Raw genomic sequence first — 19,096 nt, forward strand, 5'->3', positions numbered from 1 at the left:
ATCGGATCAGCCCATGCCCGACGATCTGCCCTCGCCCGGAACCTATCTGCGCAAACGCCGCGAGGCGCAGTGCCTGTCGATCGACGACGTCGCCGCGATCTTCGGCACGGTGCCCAGCGTCCCGCTGGCGACGCGCGCCGCGATGCTCGAGTCGATCGAGGCGGATCTGACGCCGATCGACGACAGTGTCATCACCGCGCTTCGCAAAGCGACCGAGCTCGGCTCGTTCCGCTTCGATCCAAACGTGCTGATCCGCCTGATCGACATGCGCGCTGGCTCGCCGCTTCTGTCGAACGCGCCGCGCCTGTGTCGCACCTGCGCGTGCAGTGAGAACGACGCCTGCGTCGAGGGATGGCCCGCCGCGACGTGCGGCTGGCGCGACGACGAGGTCGATCTGTGCACCGCCTGTGGCCCCGACGACGGCGACGCCGGCGAAGAAACCCCGCCACCGGCCAACGTCCCGGTCAACGACCAGCTCGGGAGCGCCGCGGCGTGAGAAGCAGCCGCACCCGACACGCCGTCCGCGCCACACACGCCGCGGCGATCGCCGCCGGCGTCGCGATCGCGCTCACCCTCAACGGCCGCCTCGGTCCCGCGATCGCGGTGATCGCCGTCGCCGTCGCACTCATCATCGCTGCCCTGCTCTGGGCGCTCAAACAGGAGGACCGCCGTGGCGCATGATCAGCCCCGCCGACCGCTCGAGCTGCACCCCGCCGACTGCCCGTGCTGCAGCGACGATCCCGCCGCGCTGGATCTCGGCGCCGTCGCGCTGCGCCTGATCGTCGGTTTCGGCCTGGGCGGCCTCGTCATCTTCTTCCTCGACGTCGCCGGCATCGGCGCCGGCGCCGCAGTCATCATCGGAGGGCTGCCTCAGTGAGCGACTCCATTTCCGCCGAGCAGCTGCGCCTGCTGATCGAGCGCATCGAGCGCCTCGAGGAAGAGAAGAAGGGCCTGAGCGATGACATCAAGGATGTCTATGGCGAGGCCAAGGCGACCGGGTTCGACGCCAAGATCATGCGCACCGTCATCCGCCTGCGGAAGATGGAGAAGCACCAGCTCGATGAGCAGGACGCGCTGCTCGAAACCTATCGCGCCGCGCTGGGGATGGCGTGATGGCCCGCTACGACAGCGCCGTCGATGACGTCACCGCGCAGCTCGCCGAGGGCAAGTCGCTCGTCCCTGATCATCTTTGGGGCGGCATCCTGAACCATGTGCTGGAAGGGCACGGCACGGGTTCGTTCCTGACGCACGTTTTCCGGAACGACCTGCTCAACGCGGCCACCGGCGCCGACGAGGTTTCCCTCGCCCGGCTGCCCGATCTCATGCGCTTCCTGCACAACTATGCCCCGCAATCGAGCTGGGGAACGCCCAAGCGCGTGTCGCGCTGGCGCGAGGCCGGCGGCATCCGCGGCGGCGCGCACGAGCTCGAGGACGCCGAGTGATGTCCGGCCGCCGCGCAGCCATCGATCGCCTCGTCGCCACGCCGATCTGGCCGGTCGATCACATCTGCCCGCCGCAGCAGCCGGTGGAGCCGCTGGCGCCGATGCGCGAGCACATCCTCGTCGGCCCGGAGGACGGCCGGTGCGTCGTGACGAACCCGAGTGGGTTTAGCGCGATCGCGCCGATCGGCCGCGGAATCGCGCTCGCCTGGGCGCCCGCGCCCGAGCTCGGCGGCGTCGCGCTCAGCCAGTTCATCGCGCTCGGCCCAGATCGCGGCATCGTGACGATCGTCTCGCGCCCCGGGCTCAAGCGCCTGATCGCCGACCTGCAGTCGATCGACGCCCAGCTGGGAGATGCATCATGATGCTGTGTGGCGACATCACCCGCGCCGCGCTCGAGGAGGCCGTCCGCGAGGCCGGCGGCACGATCGCGTGGAGCGAGGAAAAGCCGGCCTCGACTGAGATCGCCCTCAAGATCGACGTCGATCCCGAATATGCCGCTTACGAGGCGGCCTGGTACGTGCCGACCTGTCGCGGTGAATTCGATCCGCAGGACGTGCGCGACTTCGCGACTGCCGCTTCGCGCGGCAACCGCGCCCTGGCGCTGGCGCTCGCCCCTCGTCTGTTCGTGTTCGACAGCGAAATGGCGGCCGTCGAGCGAGCGCTGCAGTGACCGCCGGCTTCCGCCCCAACCCTGGGCACCTTCCCTCGGTCGTCGCCGACAAGCGCGTCCGCGTGCGCCTGGTCAACGGCCAGACGCACGAATGGCCGGCCAAGACGAGCCGCTGGACGATCACCGGCGACCCATTCGACATCGCCGAATTCGTGGTGCTGTGATGATCGGCCTCCACCAGCACATCGCTAACAGCCACGCGAAGCTGCGTCGCGGCCAGGTGTGGTGCCGCCGCTGCGGCGCGAACCGCGCGGTCGATGCCGCCGCGGCGCTGCGCTTCGGTTGGCCGCGCTGCTGTGGCCACACCATGACGATCGACGCGCCCGAGGAGCGAAGCTGATGGCGGTCGATCGCTTCTGGACCGCGACCGAGCGCGCGGAGGAAAATTTCACCGGCGTCGGCGACGTGACCTGGTTCCGCCGCCGCATGCTTAGGCTCGGACACGAAGCCTCCATCATCCGCGATCGCGTCGAAACGATCCATCCCGACCTCGTCGGTCAATTTGACCGCCTCGAGAAGCGGCGCGCCGGCGGCTCCCACCGCCAGCGCGCCAACGCCCTCCAGTCCCACCCCGGAGAACGCCCATGACGGTTAGAACCTTCGTCGCGGCCGAGCTAGCCGTGTCCCCGTACAACGTGCGCAAGAACAAGCGGGCGATCACCAGCATCGACGGGCTCGAGGCGTCGATCAAGCGCGTCGGCCTGATCCTGCCGCTCGCCGTCCACCCGCTGCGCGGCTCGAAGAAACACGGCGTGTTCGACGGCGGCCGCCGCTTCCGCGCGATCCAGAACCTGATCGCGCGCGGCGAGTTGCCCGCCGACTGGCCGATCGACGCCAGCGTCCGCACCATCTCGAGCGAGGCCGAGCTGCTCGAGATCTCCAGCGCCGCCGGCCTGCTGCATGTCGACCTGCTGCCCTGGGAAGTGATGGAGGGCCTGCGCCGCGCCAGCAAACGCGGCGCGACGATCGAGGAAATCGCCGATGTTACCGGCCAGACCGAGCTGTGGGTCAAGCAACACCTGCGCCTGGCCAACCTCGCCGAGCCGATATTCACCGCCTATGTCGAAGGCGAGATCAGCCAGGACCAGGCCAAGGCCTTCGCCGCGACCGAGGATCACAAGCTGCAGCTGGCGGCATGGGAGGCGTTCCGCCATCGGCCGAGCTTCGAGCGGACGTCCGATCACATCCGGCGGCTGCTCAAGGTCGGCGATCACGACGAAGAGAAGCTGCTGCGCTTCGTCGGCGAGCGCGCGTTCCGCGACGCCGGCGGCGCCTTCGAGCTCGACCTGTTCGCCGACGCCGCCGAGCATCGCGGCCGCGTCGACCGGCCGGGCCTGCTGCGGGAGCTCGCCGAGGCTCGCATCGAATCGGTCCGCGCCACGCTGCGCCGCCGCGCCGCCCGCGACGACCTGCGCTTCGCCGCCGAATATCCGCGCGCGCGCCATGGCGGCGTCGATCGGGATCTCGAGCTTTCGCCCGACCATGAACCGCTGCTCGGCGACGAGGCCGAGCGCGCGCAGTTTCTCGATGACGAGCTGCTCGAGCTCGCCGATCGGCGCCGGCGCATCGATGATCCGGTCGAGCAGGCCGCGATCGACCTCGAGGCGGAGTCGCACGCCGCTGAGCTGCAGCAGCTGCAGGACAGCCGCCCTGTGCTGCTGCCCGCCGGCGACATCTACGCCACACTGGTGATCGAGGAATCGGGCGCCGTCGAAACGCGCTGGTGGTGGGCCAGTCACGCGGCGAAGCGCGCCGCCGAAAAGCCGCCCGAGCCCGCGCGGCCGGTTTCGCTCGGCGAGATCGCCAAGCCCGCGCGGGATCTGGGCGGCAGCGCCGTCGGCGCCAATATCGGCAGCCAGATCCAGCAGCAGGCCGACGCCGCTGCCCGCGAGGAATATGCCTTCAGCGCGCAGGGCGTGCAGATCGTCCGCGCGATCCGTCGCGAAGTCATGCGCGCCGCGATGATCGAGGACGGCGCGACCGGCATCGCGCACGATTTCTTGATCTTCACCCTGCTGCGCGCCGAGCTCGGCAACCACCACAATCGCACGCTCGGCGTCCGCACCCTCCACCGTGCCGAGGATTCGCCGCCGATGGCGATGATCCCGGCCGTCCGCGCGGCGGTCGAGGCGACGCCGGCGCACGGCTTCTGGACCGCCATGCTCGGCGTGTTTCGCGATCATGCCGCGATCCAGCTGGCCGACGAGGCTGACGCCTTCGACGCCTTCCGTGGCGAGCGCGACGAGTGGAAGGAATGCGCCGCGGCGATTGTCGCCGCGACCGCGCTGACCAAGACCGCCAACCTCGACGGCTACCGCCTGCCCATCCACGATCGCCTCGCCCAGCTTCTCGGTATCGCCGACGACGAGGCGTTCCGCGGCTATTGGGCGCCCGACGAGACGTTCGTCGAGCTGCTCCCCCGCGCCACGCGCGTCGAGCTCGCCACGCCGCACGTCGACGAAGCCACCCGCCGCAACCTCGGCACGATGAAGGCGGCTGAGACGATCGCCCCCGTCGCCCGCGCCCTCACCCGCGTCTGCTGGGTCCACCCGGCGCTGCGGTTCGAAGCGGCATCCGTATCCGCGGACGCAGAGCTTGAAGGGGCTTTGGCATGAGCCCGGACCGCAAGATCGAAATGGCCCGCGAGATGGCGAGCCTTCTGAGCGAAGACTTCAGCGAGATGCTGAAGCGCCGCATGGGAATCGCGTTCGCCGGCGGCATCCCCTATTCGGCCCAGTCCGCCGCCATTGCCATGTTCGCGGAAGGCGTGAACCGCGTTGCCCTGGGCATGGGCTTGGTGGGCATCGATCCGGCGGCACGGCTCGCCGCGGCGACGAATTTTGCCGCAGTGCTCAAACAAGGGATCGATCGGCAGGCGAGCAACCCGGAGGAGCTCTGCTCCGGGTTCGATCTGATTCTCGCAGCAGCGGGGCTGCAGCGATGACCGCCCTCCCTGAAAACCCCACCGGCGAGCAGCTGATCGACGCGCTGCGCGTGTACGGCATCTCGACCGACCGCTCGCTGACGACGGTAGCGCGGTTGCTTTCGCCTGATCCCTGGACGTGGATCAACAATATCCAGCGGGCGGAAGCCCCACAGCCGTTGACGATCGCGCGCGTGGCCGCGGTGATCGCCGGCGAAACGCCCCCACCCCAACGCAAGCGGACGAAATATCATCCGCTCGCCGGCACGGTGCCCAGCCCGCAGCCCGCGCCTACGCCGCCAGCTGCGGTCGCCGCCCCGGCGCCCGCGCGTGGCAAGGCAAGGCCGCCTGCCCCGGTCGCCGCACCACCGCCGCGGCGCGACAACCGTAAGCCCTGGACCCCGCCGCTCACCTTCGAGCAGCAGCTCGAAAGGCTGCAACAGGGTGCACGCCTCGTCGAGGTCCGCCCGCTGCGCCGCGCCGATCACGCGTTCACGCTCGGCGGCGTCGGGAGCGGGATGCTGTGAGCGCCGCCGCTCGCCCCCGCGCCGATCGCGACCGCCTTGCGGCCGTCTGTGCCAATCCTCGCGGCGTCGCCTTCGCCGCTTTCACCCCAGTTGATCTGCTGGAAAAGTTGCTTGGTGGCACCCGCGCCGACGCTCAGGCGCTGCAGGAGCAGGCTCAGCACGATTGGCGCTTCGCCCAGATCGCTGTCGACCGCGCCAGGACCAAGCCGTCATGAACCTGCCGTCCATCCAGACGCTCATCGGGCGCGGCGCGCTCTTCGTCGTCAATCACAGCGCAGGCAAAGACAGCCAAGCGATGTTCATAAAGCTGCGCGCGATGATCCCGCCGCACCAGTTGCTGGTGGTTCATGCTGTGCTTCCGGACGTCGAATGGGGTGGCGTGATCGAGCACATCCAGGCGACCGTCGGAGAGACACCAACAATTTTCGCCAAAGCCCCGAAGACGTTCTTTGAAATGGTCGAGAAGAACGGGCGATTTCCGATTGCCGGCAATCGGCAGTGCACCTCGGATCTTAAGCGTGACCCGATCGAGCGAGAGCTCCGGCGCTACCTCCGCAATCATCCCGAGTTCGGTGGACTGATCGTCCAATGCTTCGGCATTCGTGCCGCAGAGAGTGCCAGTCGTCGGCGTCAGGTTCCATTCACCCATTACAGCCGTGGCAGCAAGGCTGGTCGAGAGTGGTTTCATTGGAAGCCGATATTCGATCTTAGCGAGGCAGAGGTGTTCTCCACGATTGCGGGTGCGGGGGAGAAACCGCACTGGGCTTACCGTGCCGGGATGACGCGTCTTTCATGCTGCTTTTGCATCATGGCGAGCCGGCAAGACCTCACCACCGCAGCGCGCCTCAACCCAAGCCTTTATCGCCGGTACGTCGAAACGGAACGTCGGCTTGGATTCACGCTGTCGATGTCCAGGCAGCCGCTGCCTCACACCACCGGGATTGCCGCCTGATGGGTACTATCTGCGGCCGCTACAAACGAACCTTCGCCGAGGCGGACACGGTCCTGCTCGATGGGGTCAGCCTCAACGCGCCGTATCCATATTTCTGGCTGAAAATTGATCGGGTCGAAGCAGGTCACGTGGTCTGCTCGGCAACGGGTGAGACTCACAGCCTCAAGATCGAACGATCGCAGGTGCGCGGTCGACCGGCCGAGCGCGTCACGATCACGATGCGCGATCCTGTATTCGGCATCGTCCGATACGCAGCCCTTCCCCTGCTTAGCGAAGGCGGAGTGCCGGCGGGAAAAGCGCAGCTGCAGCTCGAGCTTGCGCCCTGATGCCCTGCCAGCACGTCACCGTTCCCGGCGCCGGCGCGGCGATCGTCTGCAGCCCCACCCGACGCTGCGCCTGCGGCAAGCGCGCGACGCTCCAGTGCGACTGGAAGGTGCCGACGCGGCGCAGCGGAACCTGCGATCGCTACATCTGCAGCAGCTGCACGACATCGCCGGCGCCCGACAAGGACCTGTGCAAAGAACACGGCGCCGCCTGGGCCGAATGGCAGGCTCGCCGATGAGCGGTCCTCTGCATTGGCCGCACCGCGCGCCCGCCGCAGCAGTCGTGGCCCTTGCCGCGGCCGAGGACCAGGCGCTGACTGATTTGTCGCGGCGCTTTGCTACCGGCGGCAACCAGCTCACGGCCGCCATGCGCGCTGCATATCGGCAGGCCCTCGCCGACGCGGGCGTCCCGTCGGCCATCATCCGTCAACTCGAACAGCGAGACCCAGCATGAACCAGGCGCCGATCGCGCCCGCGGCCGACGCGCCGCGCGGCCGCTTCCTCAGCATGAAGGACATCGTCGCCGACAGCAGTCTGTCGAAGCCGACGATCAACCGCATGCATCGCCGCGGGGAATTCCCGCCGAAGCGCAAGCTCAGCGGCAATCGAATCGGCTGGTGGGAGAGCGATTACGAGGCGTGGAAGCTCACCCGCGCGCGCGCGATCGACGACGGCTGAAGCCCCGATCAGGGGGCGCTTTTGGGGGCACTCGCCAGCCTCATCACACAACCAGCCGTTTATTTTTAGGGGGTTAGCAATGCAATTCGGTTCGAACTCAGGGAGCCAAGCGGGATGATCTTCCGGAGACGGGCTTTTTGCCCGGTCTTCGGAAGCCCCATCGGGGCCATTTTGCACAAGAAGATCAAATGGTTGGCGGAAGCTTAGACTGAGCTTGCCGTTCCCCCATGTGCAGTTCGAAACTAACAGATTCAGCGCCGAACTTTTCAGCTCAGATGGCTGCAAAGTGAAACTCTTATGCATCGCTCTGGCCAAATCGAGCAGGGCCAGTCCGTCGTCGACAAGACTGTCTTCAGCGACATGCAATGTGTCGATCTGTCGCTGACACCGCTCGCGTTCCTCGCGCCAAGTGGCGGCCATTCGGTCGTGCGTCTCGGTCGAGATGCGACCGTCGAGGCGATCGACGTAGAGCGTGTCGAGCCGATGCTGGAGCCTGGCAAGCTCGCCACCGAGTCGGACAATCAGCTCATGTCGCTCGCGATTCTTGTCTTGATATGTTTCTCGAACGGCCCTCTGCATCAAACCGAATATCTCATCGTCTATGCGCAGCCGCCGAAGCTCAGCAGCAAATTGCTCGCCCAACGCCTCCTCGCGGACAAACCGCTCGGGACAACGCTGCTTGAACCACGAGCAGCGGTAATAGACGTATTTTTCTTTCTGAACCTGTCCGACTACCGCGCAGCCGCAATGGCTGCATGTGATGAGACCAGTGTAGGCGAACCGCAATTTGTCCGACCGGTTCGCATTGCTGATGCTGCGGCCGTCGAGAATCTCCTGAACGCCGTGCCACATCTCCTGGCTCACCAGCGGCTCGTGAGAGCCGGGATATATTTTCCCATTCCATTCGAACGAACCGGCGTAGAGCCGACTACGAAGAATCTTGTGAATGCTGCTCACGTTGAACGGCTTGCCGGTCCGTGGGCTCAGGAAACCATGTGTCGCAGCCTGTGCCGCAAGGGACTTGAGTGAATAGTCGCCGGAATCAAACCATTCGAACAGCCTCGCGACCACCGGCGATGAAACGGGGTCAGGGACGATGATCTTCTTGCCCGCTGGCCCGATGCAATTGGCATATCCAAATGGCGCCTTCGACGGCCAGATGCCCTGCTGAGCCTTCTCCAGCATGCCCTTCCGGGTCTCTTCGGAAAGATTGTCGATGTAGTTCTTCGCCATCAGGACCTTGATCCCGTGCATGAACTTTTCCGAAGACCGCGAATCCGGGGAAAGTACGCTAGCCTCTTTCACCAGATGAATTTCGATATCGAACCCGTCTAGCGTTACCCAGTCCTTGAGGTTGCGATAGAGGCGATCCGTTTTCTCAACCAGGACATGGCGGATTCCATGGCTTCTCAGAAACGCGAGCATCTCCTGAAATTGGGTGCGGCCAGAACGTTTCGCAGTCTCGATATCGACAAATTCGCGTTTGATGTGCAGGCCGTGGTTCACCGCATAGTCGCGGATCAACTTGAGCTGCGCATCAATCGAGAAGCCTTCGCGCTCCTGTTCGGGCGTTGATACCCGAGCATATAGAACCGCAGCCGCGCCCGTTCTGCCGCAATCCCGCGCATCACGCGGCTGTTTCGGTTTTCTCGGCCGAGCCATTACCTGTCACCTTCCTGAGCGCTGCACCTCGACCGATAAATCGGACACCCGCAACTGCCCCGCTTTTCTCCAACTCCATGACCGCGTGAGGGTCAGGTTGGCGAAACACTATCGCCTGAAGCGTCGGCTTCAAGGTTGGACGTGCAGATCGTGTCGGCAGCGCTTCCGATCGCATGCCAGTCGATGATCATGCTCATGAGGTCGGCGAGCCTGCCGAGATATATGCGAGCCTCTTCTGGTCCCACGTGACGACCCAAGCGTCTCTCGAGAACGGAGACCGCATCTGCGACAAGAGCTTCGGAGAACTTATCCCGACGAGCCACGTGAGCGCGCGGCCGCGCCTGTTCGATCGACAGGACACCTCCCGTAAGGCGCGCTCCCGAGCGAGGAGCCTTGCCTCGGCGCATGCGGGCGGTCATCGCCGCCCCGGCTTACGGTCGGCGGGTCGGCGTACAGACCGAGCATGGATATGGCGCGCGACAGCGAGCGCGTAGCGCTTTCGACGGTGTGCGGTCGGGCTGTGGTAGGCGCCGACAGCCAGCCAATAATTGCGCGTCGTCTGGAGGCCAGTGAGAAGTATCCAGCGAGCAGCCTGCACGTTGAAGCAGGGGTCGTATCTGAGCCACGATCGAACATCTGCCGCAGACCTCCCTGTCATCCTCGCCAGCCGCGAGACCCACCAACTATTGACCTGAAGAGGGCCGAGGTCGTGGCTCCCGTCGCGATTGCGCAACTCCGCGCCGATCCAGCCACCCTCCTGGTCACGAAGGCCCCAGAGCGTCGTTTCGAGCCAAGGACGGCCTTCGGCAGCCGCTTTGATGCAAGCCGCAATTCGGCGTTCGCCGGCAGGATCGCGACGTCCCGACGCGCTTGCGTCCTCGACCGTCAGCGTCATCGCCAGCGCCCAAGCGCAAGCATGCCCCCAGATGCGCCTATCGATCATGCCCGGACCCCCGGTCGAAGGCAGCCGAGCTGGCTTGCTGGTCGCTGCTGGAGTCGCGGGACGGTGTGAGGTCCGAAAGTTTGATGAGCGATTGCAGCCAGCGATCGATCGACCCGATCCCCGAAGCAGCCTTGGAGGCTAAAAATACCGCCACGCCCCCAGACCGGAGCGCTTGCCGCTCGGACTTTCCCGGCGCTAGCGCCCGCCTCTCTGCGCGCTCTCGGAGCATGTCCCGTTGCATGCTGCCAAGCGTGTCGCCATGCCGCTGCAAGCGTTCTCGGACCGTGTCGCGACCGAGGCGACCAAGCCCCTCCAAGGCAGACGACTTTTCGCCCGAGCGCCGCTCCAGCTTATCGACCAGCCGCCGCTGATCCTCGGTCCACAGCTTCACGCCGAACCGGGCGCGGGTGATCGCGGTGTAATAATTCTGCCCGGTCACGAGCGCTGAGTTGACCGGCGCGAGCACGTAGACCCGATCATAGGTTTTCGACTGGGCCGAGTAGACGGTCTCGCTATAGCCGTGGTCCCAGCTTTTGTGCCGTCCCAAATCGATGTCCTGCTTCCGCCCGTCGCTGTCCCACCGAATCGTGGCTAGGTTCCCGCGCAGTTCCTTGATGGTGCCCCGCTCGGCGTTGCGCAGGCCGAGTTCGCGATTGACGAGCCGCCACTGGATGCGGTCGCCTGCGGCGAGGTCCCGCTGTTCACTATGGAAGACGTTGACCTGCGAAGCCCGGCCCAGGCGCGGATCCCAACGGATGACGCGGCCGTGCGCATCGATGAGCTGGACATGATGGCGACCAGTCGCGTCGCGCGCCACGCCTGCTACGCGGTATTCGGCATCTCGGGCGATGCCGAGCCGGGCATTGTCGCGCGAGAAAACGAGGACCTGGCCTGCGGTGTAGAAGCGCGCGAAATGCTTCTCCTGATCGCTCATGCCGGCCGGCGCGAGAATCTCAATGCGGGTGTCCTCCGCGGCAACCGCGCCCTCGGCCTTGAGTGCCTTGCGCACCTCGGTATTCACGACCAGCCGCGTGGCGTTTTCCAGCACCAGAATGTTGGTGTTCGTGCGGCTCACGGGCTTCAGACGCGTCCATTCACGGACCAGACCACGCGCGAGTTCGCTCGCGTTCTCGCCAGCGACGACTCGATCAAGATTGGCGAGTGATCCAGCATAGTTTCCTGCTCGCGCTTGAGTGACCGCCGCCTTCATGGCGCGCGTTTCCTGGCGGACCGATTCGGCGAGATCCGAATTGGGCAGTCCCAGCTTCTGCATCAGCCAGAACGGCTTGCCCTGCTCGATGGCGCCAGTTTGTTTGTTGTCGCCAAGCATGATCAGCTTGGCACCCGAAGCCCGACTGATCTCAAGAAGTCGCAGCGCCTGCCGATTGCCAAGCTGCCCGGCTTCATCGAGCACGATGACATGGCTCGCGCCCAAGCCATGGCCACCGCCGGCCAGAAGGCTGGCGACGGTGCGGGATTCGATTCCAGCACTGGCCCCGAGGTTGGCGGCAGCAGACGAGGTCGGCGCGACGGCGATGAACATCGCGTGGGAACCGGCGGCGGCACGAAGCGTGCGGACGAGCGTCGACTTGCCCGCGCCCGCCACGCCGTGAAGGCCCGTGACGCGGTCGCTTGAAGAACCGAGATGCAAAAGTGCCGCTTCTTGTCCTGGAGTCAGGCCACCAGCTTTGCTTGCTTCCCTCAATCGCTCCACAGTTGCGAGCGGCCGTGCGTCCTCCAACGCCAAAGCCAGATGGTCGGAAAGCGCGAGTTCAAGCCGCGCAGTCCGGCGCGATGTCCGCCCCCGTGTATGAACCTCATCGCCGCTTTTCCCGCGGGTCTTCAGCAGTCTGCGCCGCTCGGTCTGGGCCTCGATGTGAGGCCGGATATCGGCCAGTCTGACCTCGCCGAGATGAGACGCGAGCCCCAGCTGCAACATCCGCCCGAGATTGTTGACGGCCTCCTTGCCCTCCGCCTGCCGTAGCCCGAACAGCATCGCGCGCGCGGAAACCGCTGCGGTAGGCGCCAGGACCGTCTCCCTCTGCGCTTCGGCACTCCGGCGGGCCACCTCGATCGCAGGCTCATGCGCCGCCGACCTCGCCGCCCATCGCGCCTGCAGGTCGTCGAGGCAAACCTTCTCCTTGGCCGCGCGGGTCTCGTAAAAGGAGACCCGGCGTGCAGCCTGCCCCGTCAAGCCATGCTCCTGCGCATGCGCATCGATCTGTTCGGCGCGTTGCGACATCGCCGCAATCAGATCGCGGGGCACGCCTTCGATCTCGAACAGGCCGGTCCGCGGATCGGCACGGAGACTGTAGCCGTGCTCGCGCAGCGCGAACGCCAGTTCGTTGCGGTAGACCTGCCCAGCCGGCATCTGCTCGGCAAACATCGCGCGCGTTTCCAGGCTCGCCATCGGCGCGCCCTCCTCGCGGTTGGTGATGTTGAGGACAACCACATGGGTGTGGAGATGCGGGTCAAGTTCGCGTGAGGCGTGTTCGGTGAACCTGGCGAACAACAGCCGGCCAGTCACCTTATGAACGATCTCGCCATTCATGCGATGGCGAAGCAAGGCATGCTCCTCGAGATAGTCCAGCGCCGTGTCTACGGCGCGCTCATGGGCCGCAATGATCCGTTCATCGCCTGACACCAGCGCCATGATCGACACCGATTTGGGCGCATTGACCGCGAAGTCCCAACCCGGGTGGTGCTCGATCCCGCCCTCCCGGCGCTGCCGACCGAGTTGCTGGCCATCGACGCGGCCTTCCAGAAGCTGCTGAAGCATGGCTGGTTCGACCCTGCCTGTAAGACCGAGGTCGACCGCGATCCGGCCACCCCATTCGGAGTGCTCGTCAGCGCCTTTGGAATAATAGTCGCCGACCGCATAATATCGCGCGATGTTGCCGGCCGAGCCCTTGAGGCGTCGGGGATGGATCATGCCGGTCTCGCCGCATCTCGCGCGCCGTCGCGGCGCGCATGCTGATGAAGCCGCAGCCCTGCCGGCTTGCCGTAAAGGGTCAGTTTCGGCGGGGTGTCGCCAATACCCTCTACCACTGTAGGAGAGTCAAGGGCCGCAGATGACGCCGCATCGGTCGGTGAAGCCGTGTCCGCTGCGACGCCAGCCATGGGGTCGATGCCAACGACTAGGTCCAGCGGTAACTCGGGGCCGCGTTCGTCGGCACGCCGACCTTTTCGCTTCGCAACCTGCTTTGGCACCTCCGCTGCCGGGGGCGATGCCGACGATGCAGCACCATCGCCCATTCTCAGCGGCGGATTGGTCCGCTCCTCGAACCCGGCAGAAATCGTGGGGAGATCGTTATAGCGGTCCTGGAACCGCACCACGGGTAGATTGCGGCCGAAACGCAGATAGCCGGTCAGGTTGGGGAGATTGGTGACCTCGGTGTGGAGCACCAGCGGCCGGGTCACCTGCATGCGCGACAGGTTCACGCCGTCGCGCATGTCGTTCACACCGTACGACATGCCTTCATTGGCTTCGATCTGCTCGACCTGTCCCAGATTTTCGCTGACATGTTTGGCAGTGGGGGTATCGTTGGCGCGCAGCGCGACCCAGGTCGAGCAATAGCCAGTGATCGCCGCGGCATCCTGAATGCCGTAGGTCGCCTCGAGCTGCGGGTAGCTTTGGAAACCGAGAATGCCGCACCCGCCATATTTCCGGGCGCGGGCGAGGAAATCGGAGAGCGATGGCAGCTTCTGCAGCGTTGGCAGCTCGTCGATCACGCAATAAAGCCGTCGGTTGCGGTCGGCCGACAGACTCATGATCGCGGAGATCGCGATATCGAGCCAAACGGTGATGAGCGGCCGCAGCGATGGCAGCTGATCGGCCTTGACGGTGATGAACAGCCAGCTGTCGTCTTTTTCGTTCGCCACCCAGTCGCGGATCGACAGGCCATCCTCGGTATCGTCAAGATAAGAGAAGCTGCGCATCACCGAGGCGAGTTCGGCCTGGATACCAGCCGATGTCCGCTCCCCCTCAAGGCTGATGAAGGCCGCGGCGTCGGTTCCCTGCGCGAAAACGGCGAGGTCCTTGAGCTTCGAGCGGAGCAAAGTGTCGAGCAGGATCGAGATCAGCGGGCGCTCAAGCCGGGCGAGCTTGCGCAGCACGGCGACCAGCGTGCCGCGGGCCGACTTCGCCCAGAACGGGTCACCCGATTTGTCGGGGATCGTCGACTCCGCAATCTGATCGTAATGATAGTCCCGGGGCACATCGACCCACGGGCTCCAGCGGTCGGCACGCCGATCGAGCGGGTTGAGCAGGACGTCGACGCCCGGTCGGTAGAACTTCTCAACGAACGTGCCGGCGGTGTCGTAGACGATCGCGCGCCGGCCCTTCGATCGGATCCCGGCAAGCATCTTGACGATGATGTTGGTCTTCCCCGTCCCGGGCGCCCCGCAGATAAGGATATGCTCCGGCTCGAACGCGTCAGGCATCGGTACGCCCCCGATCGCGAAGCTGCCGCGCGCATGGCGCCACAGCGCTCGCCGGACAGCGCGCGCGCTGCCGAACCGTGCCCCGCGCAGGAACTGGTTCGAGCCAAGTCCCCGTCCCATGCGAGTGAAGTAGAACCAGGCCCAGCCCAGCATCAGCGAGGTGAACGCGCCCGAGATCGCCGCACCGTGCAAAAGATAGGATTCGAAAGAGCGCAGCGTCGCCTTGGCGACCGTCGAGGTCATCAGCGTTTCGGGGTTGGTCCAATATGCTTGCCCGGTCGGCGATTCGAACAGGATCGGGGTAGCGTTGCCTGGTACCGCGTCCCCCATGATCGCCGCCTGGGCGAGCTTCGCGAGCACGAACCGCTCATAGGCCGTCGAGACTTCGAACGCGTACCAGCCGACCCCAAGCAGCCAGATGATCAGGCCCGCCAAAACGGTTTGGTAGAAGACTTGCGTGGTCATGCGGACGTTGTGGACGATCGCCTGCCCGCCGCGCGTCCAGGAGCCCAGCGTATCGTTGCGGAAGATGCTCATGATGGGTCCTGCTCCGGATCGAGCAAGTCCCGTTCGCGGAGCAGCCGCCGGGCTTCGGCAAGACCCTGTTCGAGGAGCTCGGGCGCCCGCTTGCCGACGGATGAAGCGAGGATCGCAAGCGTCTGGATCGACGTCGCGTGAAGTTCGTCGAACCGGGCATGGTAGCCAGCCGGATCGGTGCCTTCGAAGCGGTCGACGAGGTCGCGGATATAGGCGGAGGGGGTGGTGCCGCTCGCACGCGCACGATCGACCAGGCGGTCGAGCATCGCGTCCTCGAGGCGGATGGTAATACGAGCCATAACGGATCCTGTCCGTCGCTGGCGCGTGATGAAGCACAGGCCTTCTAGCAAATTGAGCGAGTAATCTCAAGGATTTGTGGTGACGGACGTTGTCCGACACGGGATGACGAGCTCGTTCAGTCGCTTAGTAGTCGGGCCACAGCGGCGTGTCCGACGATCGCACCATATTCCGAAGACCCGTCAGACCTTTGGTGACGCGATGATCTGGCGGATTCGCGGGGATTTCAGCGCTGCAGCACCCGTGCGTACGGTGCATTACAAACGCCTTGCGCGTGCGTGCTCCTTTCGCAGCGCCTTGCCGCGCTGCGTCGCCTCGACCTGGCAAGGGCGTGGCGCCCCCGCAGGGGCAGCTTTTTCTGTCGCCGGCGCCAGCCGGCTCTAGCTTCATCGCCATTGCGACTGCTCCCGAGCCATGCAAAATTGAACGTGGCGGGCAGACGTTCGACTGGAGTGTTCGACATGCCCAAATTGACCGACCGCGAGAAACTCGCCGACCTCGACAAACGCCAGCGCGCGCTTGCCGACGAAGCCAATAACGTGCGCCGCAACCTGCGCGAACGCTACGGCTCGATGCTCGCCGACATCCCGGTCGAACGGCTCGGCGAGCGCGAGTTTCGCGACTTGCTCAACCATGCCGTCCGCGCCGGCGGATCTGCCGCTGTCGCCGCGCTCAAGGCCTTGCCGGCGACTTCATCATAAGCAATTCTCGCCCCGCAGGGGCGTCCCTGCGGCGAGCACGGCGGAGCCGCGCGCAGACGGCCGGTGTCGCGCAGCGGCACCGCATCGACCGCGCGACGGGCCCCGGCGGGGGTCCCTGAGCGCGGTCGACTTCCCCCCTTCAAAAAAAGAAGAGACCGGCCCGGTAGCCCGGACCGGTCTCCTCGCCTCACGCCGCAGCGCGACGCTGGCCATCCAGCCTGAAGAACGTTGCCGGCACCCCCGCCGCCCGCACTAGGCGCGCGAGGTGCGACTGCAACCCCGATCCTTCGCAGACCAGCGCCTCGATTGGTTTCAAGGCCAGCAATTGCTCGTTGCGCGCGAATCCGGCGCGTTGGCCAAGCCTTTGGTTGAGCGTGAACGCGATAAGCGGCGTTCCCGTCCGCGCCGCCCAGGATGCCGCGATGGCATCGCAGCCCTTGCTCTGCGCGGTGGTCGCCAACACCATCGCCGGCACGCGCTGCTTGATCCCGTCGAGCGCGTCGGTCAGCTGGCGATGATCCTCCCAGGCCTGCCCGCCCGAGAAGATCACCACCGGCCCTTGCGGCGCATGCGCGTCGATCCGGCGCTGGCGGCGCGCGGCGAGAAAATCGGACGCCGCCACCACCGACGCGGTCCGCTTGCTCGACACGAGCGATCCGCGCGGGGTGGACCAGGGTCGCCCGGTCTCGGCATGATAGGTGGCGGCGGCGTGATCGCGGATGCAGGCGGCCGCTTCCTGCGCTTCGTCGAGCGACTGACAGGCGAGCTGTGCTTCCTCGAGTTCGGCGGTCATCACCTCGCTGCCATCGGAATCGCGGATCAGCTCCTTGACCCGGAGCGCTGCCCGATCGGCTTCGGCCTCGATCTGCCCCGCGACGCGATGGAACGCCTGCACGATGCCCCAGGCGAACCGGTCGGAAAGGCCTTCGAGTCGGGTGTCTCGGAGCACGTCGAAAAGCGTGCGCACCACCATTTCGGTCGCGAGCTGCACCTCCAACGCGTCGGGCATCGCGGCATCGGTCACATCGGCACCGGCATCGATTCGGAACCCGTCGATGGTCTCGGTGAATGCTTCGGCGAAGACATCGCTGGCGCTTGCTGTCTCTTCGGCGATGAGCTCGGCAATCTCGCTGAAGCTGCGGATGGAACGGTTGAGCTTGGTCATTGGAACCTCCTTTTTCTGAAGAGGTCCCTCCCCGGCACGGGCTCCGAGCGGCGGGGTCAAGGATCGCGGACCGCAGGGCCGCGACCGCGCCAGCGGCGGTGGGGGTCACGATTTTCTCTGGCGGCCACCACGCTGGAGAGGATTCCCGCGGCTCGCGCCGCCAGGGAAAATGGTGGGGCCCCGCCGTCCTTGAGGCCGCCGCGTCCCCGTGCCACCCTTGGACTTCTTGAGAGAAGAAGAATGGCTGGCCTGGCGGGGGCTCGATGCCCCCGCCAGCCATCATCGCGACGCCGATGGGATCGCACCGGACACGCCATGACGATAGGCCCCTCGCTTGGGCGAGAGGCCCATTGCGACGAACCGTGGCCTAGAGGTCAGGAATCGATTGTCGAGTCGACCGGCATCTTCCACAAGCATGATGGGCCGAAGGGAAACGGCCCTGAAGACAGGGGTGTCTTTGCGTGACCATCGAACTGGCCGAGGCGCGGACGCATAGCGCCTCGCGCGTCATTCTTGCCTCGCCACGGACCTTGTTCCGGGCCTTCGTCGATTCGGAGATGCTGGCATCGTGGCGCGCGCCGCAAGGCATGACCGCGCGAATCCCGAGGTTCGATCCGCGAGTCGGCGGCGGCTACCTCATGATCCTCACCTATGAAGATGCCGCTGGCGCACCGGGCAAGAGCGACGCCGATAGGGACGTCGTCCAGGTGAAGTTCGCCGAGCTCGCCGCCGAGGAGCGCGTGGTGGAGCTCGTCCGGTTCGAAAGCGACGATCCCGACTTCGCCGGCGAGATGCGCCTCACCACGACCTTCACCCAGTTCGCCGATGGCACCCGCGTCACTATGACGGCAGACCAGGTGCCCGCCGGGATCGGCAAGGCCGATCACGAGACCGGGATCGCCGGCTCGCTCAAGAAGCTCGCCCTGCTGACTGAATAAAGAGCGCTACGACCGGGCCCCCGCGCCTGAGCTGCTTATGCGTCCCAAGGGTTGATGAGCGTGACGCCGCAATCCACGAAATCACGAACATTCCGGGTTGCCAAATTTGCTCCCCGCGACCGCGTTATCGCGGCAATTTGCGCGTCAAACTGACTGATGGGTTTGCCGAGTGCCCGCCGATCCGCGGCGATCGTCGCGAAATATTCTGCGGCCGCCGCGTCGAACGTCAAAGTCTGGCCCGCAAAATCCTCGCCAAGTATCTCGTTCGCAAGCGCGTCCAGCGCATCCCGTCGCTTGCCCGCGGGCAAGATGGCGATGCCGTATCTAATCTCGGCATGGGTAACCGTCGTGATAAACAGCGACGCACTTGACTGACCTCGGAGCCAGTCGAGCACCTCGCTCGCGGGCTCCGTGCGCAGCAGTTCGGATACTACATTGGTGTCGAGCACGATCACGACAAGTCGACCGGCTCGCGCATTGCTTCTCGACGAACGTCGGCAAGATCGATGCCGCCCACGCGAGCGACACGTTCGCGAATCCGATCAACCAAATGCGGCGTCCGGTCAGTTCCGGAGGACAATGCCGAGCGGAGAATGTCTCGTGCCTCATCCTCCATCGACCGGCCATGATGCGCTGCGCGGATTCGCAAACGCGACTTGAGTGCGTCGTCAATGTTGCGGATGGTCATGCTCGCCATGTCGTATCTCCCGGTGGCATATTAAGCATTGATTGCAGGCCAATCAATGCTGAACACTCTCATCCAGTTGATGGTTGATCTGCCCCCTTCTGAGTGGTCCAAAATTGATGATATTTGGATGACGAAGGAGACGAGGAATGCCGAGCAAGAAGCATCGCCCGGAAGAGATTATCGGCAAGCTGCGTGAAGCGGAGGTGG

Annotated in this window: 27 protein-coding genes and 1 pseudogene; 20 read left to right on the top strand and 8 right to left on the bottom strand. The window is 65.4% G+C overall.

Annotated elements, in window-relative coordinates; translation table 11 throughout:
- Nucleotides 1–13 precede the first annotated feature (13 nt).
- The 18 genes from M9978_RS02490 to M9978_RS23255 all read left to right on the top strand — a co-directional run bounded on the left by M9978_RS02490 (nt 14) and on the right by M9978_RS23255 (nt 7,515).
- Nucleotides 14–496, top strand: a complete 483-nt coding sequence (locus M9978_RS02490; protein WP_254291264.1) for a helix-turn-helix domain-containing protein — start codon at nt 14–16, stop codon at nt 494–496.
- Nucleotides 493–681: a hypothetical protein gene (locus tag M9978_RS02495; RefSeq protein ID WP_254291265.1), complete on the top strand. Its 189-nt coding sequence runs from the start codon at nt 493–495 to the stop codon at nt 679–681. The genes M9978_RS02490 and M9978_RS02495 overlap by 4 nt, the downstream gene beginning before the upstream one ends.
- Nucleotides 671–877: a hypothetical protein gene (locus M9978_RS02500; protein WP_254291266.1), complete on the top strand. Its 207-nt coding sequence runs from the start codon at nt 671–673 to the stop codon at nt 875–877. Before M9978_RS02495 ends, M9978_RS02500 begins: the two co-directional genes overlap by 11 nt.
- The gene (locus M9978_RS02505; protein ID WP_254291267.1) at nt 874–1,113 is read left to right on the top strand and encodes a DUF2312 domain-containing protein; all 240 of its coding nucleotides are present in this window, start codon (nt 874–876) and stop codon (nt 1,111–1,113) included. Before M9978_RS02500 ends, M9978_RS02505 begins: the two co-directional genes overlap by 4 nt.
- Entirely contained in the window at nt 1,113–1,442 is a 330-nt protein-coding gene (locus M9978_RS02510; RefSeq protein WP_254291268.1) for a hypothetical protein, read from the top strand. The genes M9978_RS02505 and M9978_RS02510 overlap by 1 nt, the downstream gene beginning before the upstream one ends.
- On the top strand, nt 1,442–1,804 hold the full coding sequence (locus tag M9978_RS02515; RefSeq protein WP_254291269.1) for a hypothetical protein: 363 nt from the start codon (nt 1,442–1,444) through the stop codon (nt 1,802–1,804). Before M9978_RS02510 ends, M9978_RS02515 begins: the two co-directional genes overlap by 1 nt.
- Nucleotides 1,801–2,112 carry a hypothetical protein gene (locus M9978_RS02520; protein ID WP_254291270.1) on the top strand — a complete coding sequence of 104 codons (312 nt, stop codon included), beginning with the start codon at nt 1,801–1,803 and terminating at the stop codon, nt 2,110–2,112. Before M9978_RS02515 ends, M9978_RS02520 begins: the two co-directional genes overlap by 4 nt.
- On the top strand, nt 2,109–2,276 hold the full coding sequence (locus M9978_RS02525; RefSeq protein ID WP_254291271.1) for a hypothetical protein: 168 nt from the start codon (nt 2,109–2,111) through the stop codon (nt 2,274–2,276). Before M9978_RS02520 ends, M9978_RS02525 begins: the two co-directional genes overlap by 4 nt.
- Nucleotides 2,276–2,452 carry a hypothetical protein gene (locus M9978_RS02530; protein ID WP_254291272.1) on the top strand — a complete coding sequence of 59 codons (177 nt, stop codon included), beginning with the start codon at nt 2,276–2,278 and terminating at the stop codon, nt 2,450–2,452. Before M9978_RS02525 ends, M9978_RS02530 begins: the two co-directional genes overlap by 1 nt.
- A complete protein-coding gene (locus tag M9978_RS02535; protein WP_254291273.1) occupies nt 2,452–2,700 on the top strand; it encodes a hypothetical protein in 249 nt (82 codons plus the stop codon). The genes M9978_RS02530 and M9978_RS02535 overlap by 1 nt, the downstream gene beginning before the upstream one ends.
- Entirely contained in the window at nt 2,697–4,727 is a 2,031-nt protein-coding gene (locus M9978_RS02540) for a ParB/RepB/Spo0J family partition protein (protein ID WP_254291274.1), read from the top strand. The genes M9978_RS02535 and M9978_RS02540 overlap by 4 nt, the downstream gene beginning before the upstream one ends.
- A complete protein-coding gene (locus M9978_RS02545) occupies nt 4,724–5,056 on the top strand; it encodes a hypothetical protein (RefSeq protein ID WP_254291275.1) in 333 nt (110 codons plus the stop codon). The genes M9978_RS02540 and M9978_RS02545 overlap by 4 nt, the downstream gene beginning before the upstream one ends.
- Nucleotides 5,053–5,562 (top strand): hypothetical protein, encoded by a 510-nt coding sequence (locus tag M9978_RS02550; RefSeq protein ID WP_254291276.1) that lies wholly within the window; start codon nt 5,053–5,055, stop codon nt 5,560–5,562. The genes M9978_RS02545 and M9978_RS02550 overlap by 4 nt, the downstream gene beginning before the upstream one ends.
- Nucleotides 5,559–5,777: a hypothetical protein gene (locus M9978_RS02555; RefSeq protein ID WP_254291277.1), complete on the top strand. Its 219-nt coding sequence runs from the start codon at nt 5,559–5,561 to the stop codon at nt 5,775–5,777. The genes M9978_RS02550 and M9978_RS02555 overlap by 4 nt, the downstream gene beginning before the upstream one ends.
- Nucleotides 5,774–6,514: a phosphoadenosine phosphosulfate reductase domain-containing protein gene (locus M9978_RS02560; RefSeq protein ID WP_254291278.1), complete on the top strand. Its 741-nt coding sequence runs from the start codon at nt 5,774–5,776 to the stop codon at nt 6,512–6,514. The genes M9978_RS02555 and M9978_RS02560 overlap by 4 nt, the downstream gene beginning before the upstream one ends.
- A complete protein-coding gene (locus tag M9978_RS02565) occupies nt 6,514–6,840 on the top strand; it encodes a hypothetical protein (RefSeq protein ID WP_254291279.1) in 327 nt (108 codons plus the stop codon). Before M9978_RS02560 ends, M9978_RS02565 begins: the two co-directional genes overlap by 1 nt.
- Complete coding sequence (locus M9978_RS02570; protein WP_254291280.1) at nt 6,840–7,076, top strand: hypothetical protein; 237 nt, start codon at nt 6,840–6,842, stop codon at nt 7,074–7,076. Before M9978_RS02565 ends, M9978_RS02570 begins: the two co-directional genes overlap by 1 nt.
- 268 nt (nt 7,077–7,344) lie before the next feature.
- Nucleotides 7,345–7,515, top strand: a complete 171-nt coding sequence (locus tag M9978_RS23255; RefSeq protein ID WP_367305035.1) for a helix-turn-helix transcriptional regulator — start codon at nt 7,345–7,347, stop codon at nt 7,513–7,515.
- A gap of 624 nt (nt 7,516–8,139) precedes the next feature.
- Here M9978_RS23255 and M9978_RS23260 read toward each other — a convergent pair.
- The 5 genes and pseudogenes from M9978_RS23260 to M9978_RS02590 form a co-directional block, all read right to left on the bottom strand.
- A pseudogene (locus tag M9978_RS23260) lies at nt 8,140–9,177 on the bottom strand (recombinase family protein); the annotation flags it as partial.
- 415 nt (nt 9,178–9,592) lie between these two features.
- A complete protein-coding gene (locus tag M9978_RS23265) occupies nt 9,593–10,120 on the bottom strand; it encodes a lytic transglycosylase domain-containing protein (protein WP_367305032.1) in 528 nt (175 codons plus the stop codon).
- The gene (gene mobF, locus M9978_RS02580) at nt 10,110–13,052 is read right to left on the bottom strand and encodes a MobF family relaxase (RefSeq protein WP_254291282.1); all 2,943 of its coding nucleotides are present in this window, start codon (nt 13,050–13,052) and stop codon (nt 10,110–10,112) included. The genes M9978_RS23265 and mobF overlap by 11 nt, the downstream gene beginning before the upstream one ends.
- Entirely contained in the window at nt 13,049–15,100 is a 2,052-nt protein-coding gene (locus M9978_RS02585; RefSeq protein ID WP_254291283.1) for a type IV secretion system DNA-binding domain-containing protein, read from the bottom strand. Before M9978_RS02585 ends, mobF begins: the two co-directional genes overlap by 4 nt.
- Nucleotides 15,097–15,399, bottom strand: coding sequence for a hypothetical protein (locus tag M9978_RS02590; RefSeq protein WP_254291284.1), 303 nt, complete (start codon nt 15,397–15,399; stop codon nt 15,097–15,099). Before M9978_RS02590 ends, M9978_RS02585 begins: the two co-directional genes overlap by 4 nt.
- Before the next feature lie 459 nt (nt 15,400–15,858).
- On the opposite strand from M9978_RS02590, the gene M9978_RS02595 reads away from it, so the two are divergent.
- Complete coding sequence (locus tag M9978_RS02595; protein ID WP_254291285.1) at nt 15,859–16,098, top strand: hypothetical protein; 240 nt, start codon at nt 15,859–15,861, stop codon at nt 16,096–16,098.
- Nucleotides 16,099–16,285: 187 nt separating this feature from the next.
- Here the strand turns inward: M9978_RS02595 and M9978_RS02600 are convergent, their stop codons facing one another.
- Nucleotides 16,286–17,263 (bottom strand): DUF2493 domain-containing protein, encoded by a 978-nt coding sequence (locus M9978_RS02600; RefSeq protein ID WP_254291286.1) that lies wholly within the window; start codon nt 17,261–17,263, stop codon nt 16,286–16,288.
- Nucleotides 17,264–17,724: 461 nt separating this feature from the next.
- Between M9978_RS02600 and M9978_RS02605 the strand changes: the two genes are divergently transcribed.
- Nucleotides 17,725–18,201 (top strand): SRPBCC domain-containing protein, encoded by a 477-nt coding sequence (locus M9978_RS02605; protein WP_254291287.1) that lies wholly within the window; start codon nt 17,725–17,727, stop codon nt 18,199–18,201.
- A gap of 35 nt (nt 18,202–18,236) precedes the next feature.
- On the opposite strand, the gene M9978_RS02610 is transcribed toward M9978_RS02605, so the two are convergent.
- Both M9978_RS02610 and M9978_RS02615 read right to left on the bottom strand, forming a co-directional pair.
- Complete coding sequence (locus tag M9978_RS02610; RefSeq protein WP_254291288.1) at nt 18,237–18,656, bottom strand: type II toxin-antitoxin system VapC family toxin; 420 nt, start codon at nt 18,654–18,656, stop codon at nt 18,237–18,239.
- Nucleotides 18,653–18,898, bottom strand: coding sequence for a FitA-like ribbon-helix-helix domain-containing protein (locus M9978_RS02615; RefSeq protein WP_254291289.1), 246 nt, complete (start codon nt 18,896–18,898; stop codon nt 18,653–18,655). Before M9978_RS02615 ends, M9978_RS02610 begins: the two co-directional genes overlap by 4 nt.
- Between the last annotated feature and the right edge of the window lie 198 nt (nt 18,899–19,096).

Origin of the sequence: Sphingomonas tagetis (assembly GCF_024211275.1) — a bacterium.
Lineage (GTDB): Bacteria > Pseudomonadota > Alphaproteobacteria > Sphingomonadales > Sphingomonadaceae > Sphingomonas > Sphingomonas tagetis.

What these genes read in the sequence shown, in the direction of transcription:
- M9978_RS02490 (WP_254291264.1), top strand. Translation starts at nt 14, where the DNA reads ATGCCCGACGATCTGCCCTCGCCCGGAACCTATCTGCGCAAACGCCGC.
- M9978_RS02510 (WP_254291268.1), top strand. Translation starts at nt 1,113, where the DNA reads ATGGCCCGCTACGACAGCGCCGTCGATGACGTCACCGCGCAGCTCGCC.
- M9978_RS02515 (WP_254291269.1), top strand. Translation starts at nt 1,442, where the DNA reads ATGTCCGGCCGCCGCGCAGCCATCGATCGCCTCGTCGCCACGCCGATC.
- M9978_RS02520 (WP_254291270.1), top strand. Translation starts at nt 1,801, where the DNA reads ATGATGCTGTGTGGCGACATCACCCGCGCCGCGCTCGAGGAGGCCGTC.
- M9978_RS02530 (WP_254291272.1), top strand. Translation starts at nt 2,276, where the DNA reads ATGATCGGCCTCCACCAGCACATCGCTAACAGCCACGCGAAGCTGCGT.
- M9978_RS02535 (WP_254291273.1), top strand. Translation starts at nt 2,452, where the DNA reads ATGGCGGTCGATCGCTTCTGGACCGCGACCGAGCGCGCGGAGGAAAAT.
- M9978_RS02540 (WP_254291274.1), top strand. Translation starts at nt 2,697, where the DNA reads ATGACGGTTAGAACCTTCGTCGCGGCCGAGCTAGCCGTGTCCCCGTAC.
- M9978_RS02545 (WP_254291275.1), top strand. Translation starts at nt 4,724, where the DNA reads ATGAGCCCGGACCGCAAGATCGAAATGGCCCGCGAGATGGCGAGCCTT.
- M9978_RS02550 (WP_254291276.1), top strand. Translation starts at nt 5,053, where the DNA reads ATGACCGCCCTCCCTGAAAACCCCACCGGCGAGCAGCTGATCGACGCG.
- M9978_RS02560 (WP_254291278.1), top strand. Translation starts at nt 5,774, where the DNA reads ATGAACCTGCCGTCCATCCAGACGCTCATCGGGCGCGGCGCGCTCTTC.
- M9978_RS02565 (WP_254291279.1), top strand. Translation starts at nt 6,514, where the DNA reads ATGGGTACTATCTGCGGCCGCTACAAACGAACCTTCGCCGAGGCGGAC.
- M9978_RS02570 (WP_254291280.1), top strand. Translation starts at nt 6,840, where the DNA reads ATGCCCTGCCAGCACGTCACCGTTCCCGGCGCCGGCGCGGCGATCGTC.
- M9978_RS23255 (WP_367305035.1), top strand. Translation starts at nt 7,345, where the DNA reads ATGAAGGACATCGTCGCCGACAGCAGTCTGTCGAAGCCGACGATCAAC.
- M9978_RS23265 (WP_367305032.1), bottom strand. Translation starts at nt 10,120, where the DNA reads ATGATCGATAGGCGCATCTGGGGGCATGCTTGCGCTTGGGCGCTGGCG.
- mobF (WP_254291282.1), bottom strand. Translation starts at nt 13,052, where the DNA reads ATGATCCATCCCCGACGCCTCAAGGGCTCGGCCGGCAACATCGCGCGA.
- M9978_RS02585 (WP_254291283.1), bottom strand. Translation starts at nt 15,100, where the DNA reads ATGAGCATCTTCCGCAACGATACGCTGGGCTCCTGGACGCGCGGCGGG.
- M9978_RS02590 (WP_254291284.1), bottom strand. Translation starts at nt 15,399, where the DNA reads ATGGCTCGTATTACCATCCGCCTCGAGGACGCGATGCTCGACCGCCTG.
- M9978_RS02595 (WP_254291285.1), top strand. Translation starts at nt 15,859, where the DNA reads ATGCCCAAATTGACCGACCGCGAGAAACTCGCCGACCTCGACAAACGC.
- M9978_RS02600 (WP_254291286.1), bottom strand. Translation starts at nt 17,263, where the DNA reads ATGACCAAGCTCAACCGTTCCATCCGCAGCTTCAGCGAGATTGCCGAG.
- M9978_RS02615 (WP_254291289.1), bottom strand. Translation starts at nt 18,898, where the DNA reads ATGGCGAGCATGACCATCCGCAACATTGACGACGCACTCAAGTCGCGT.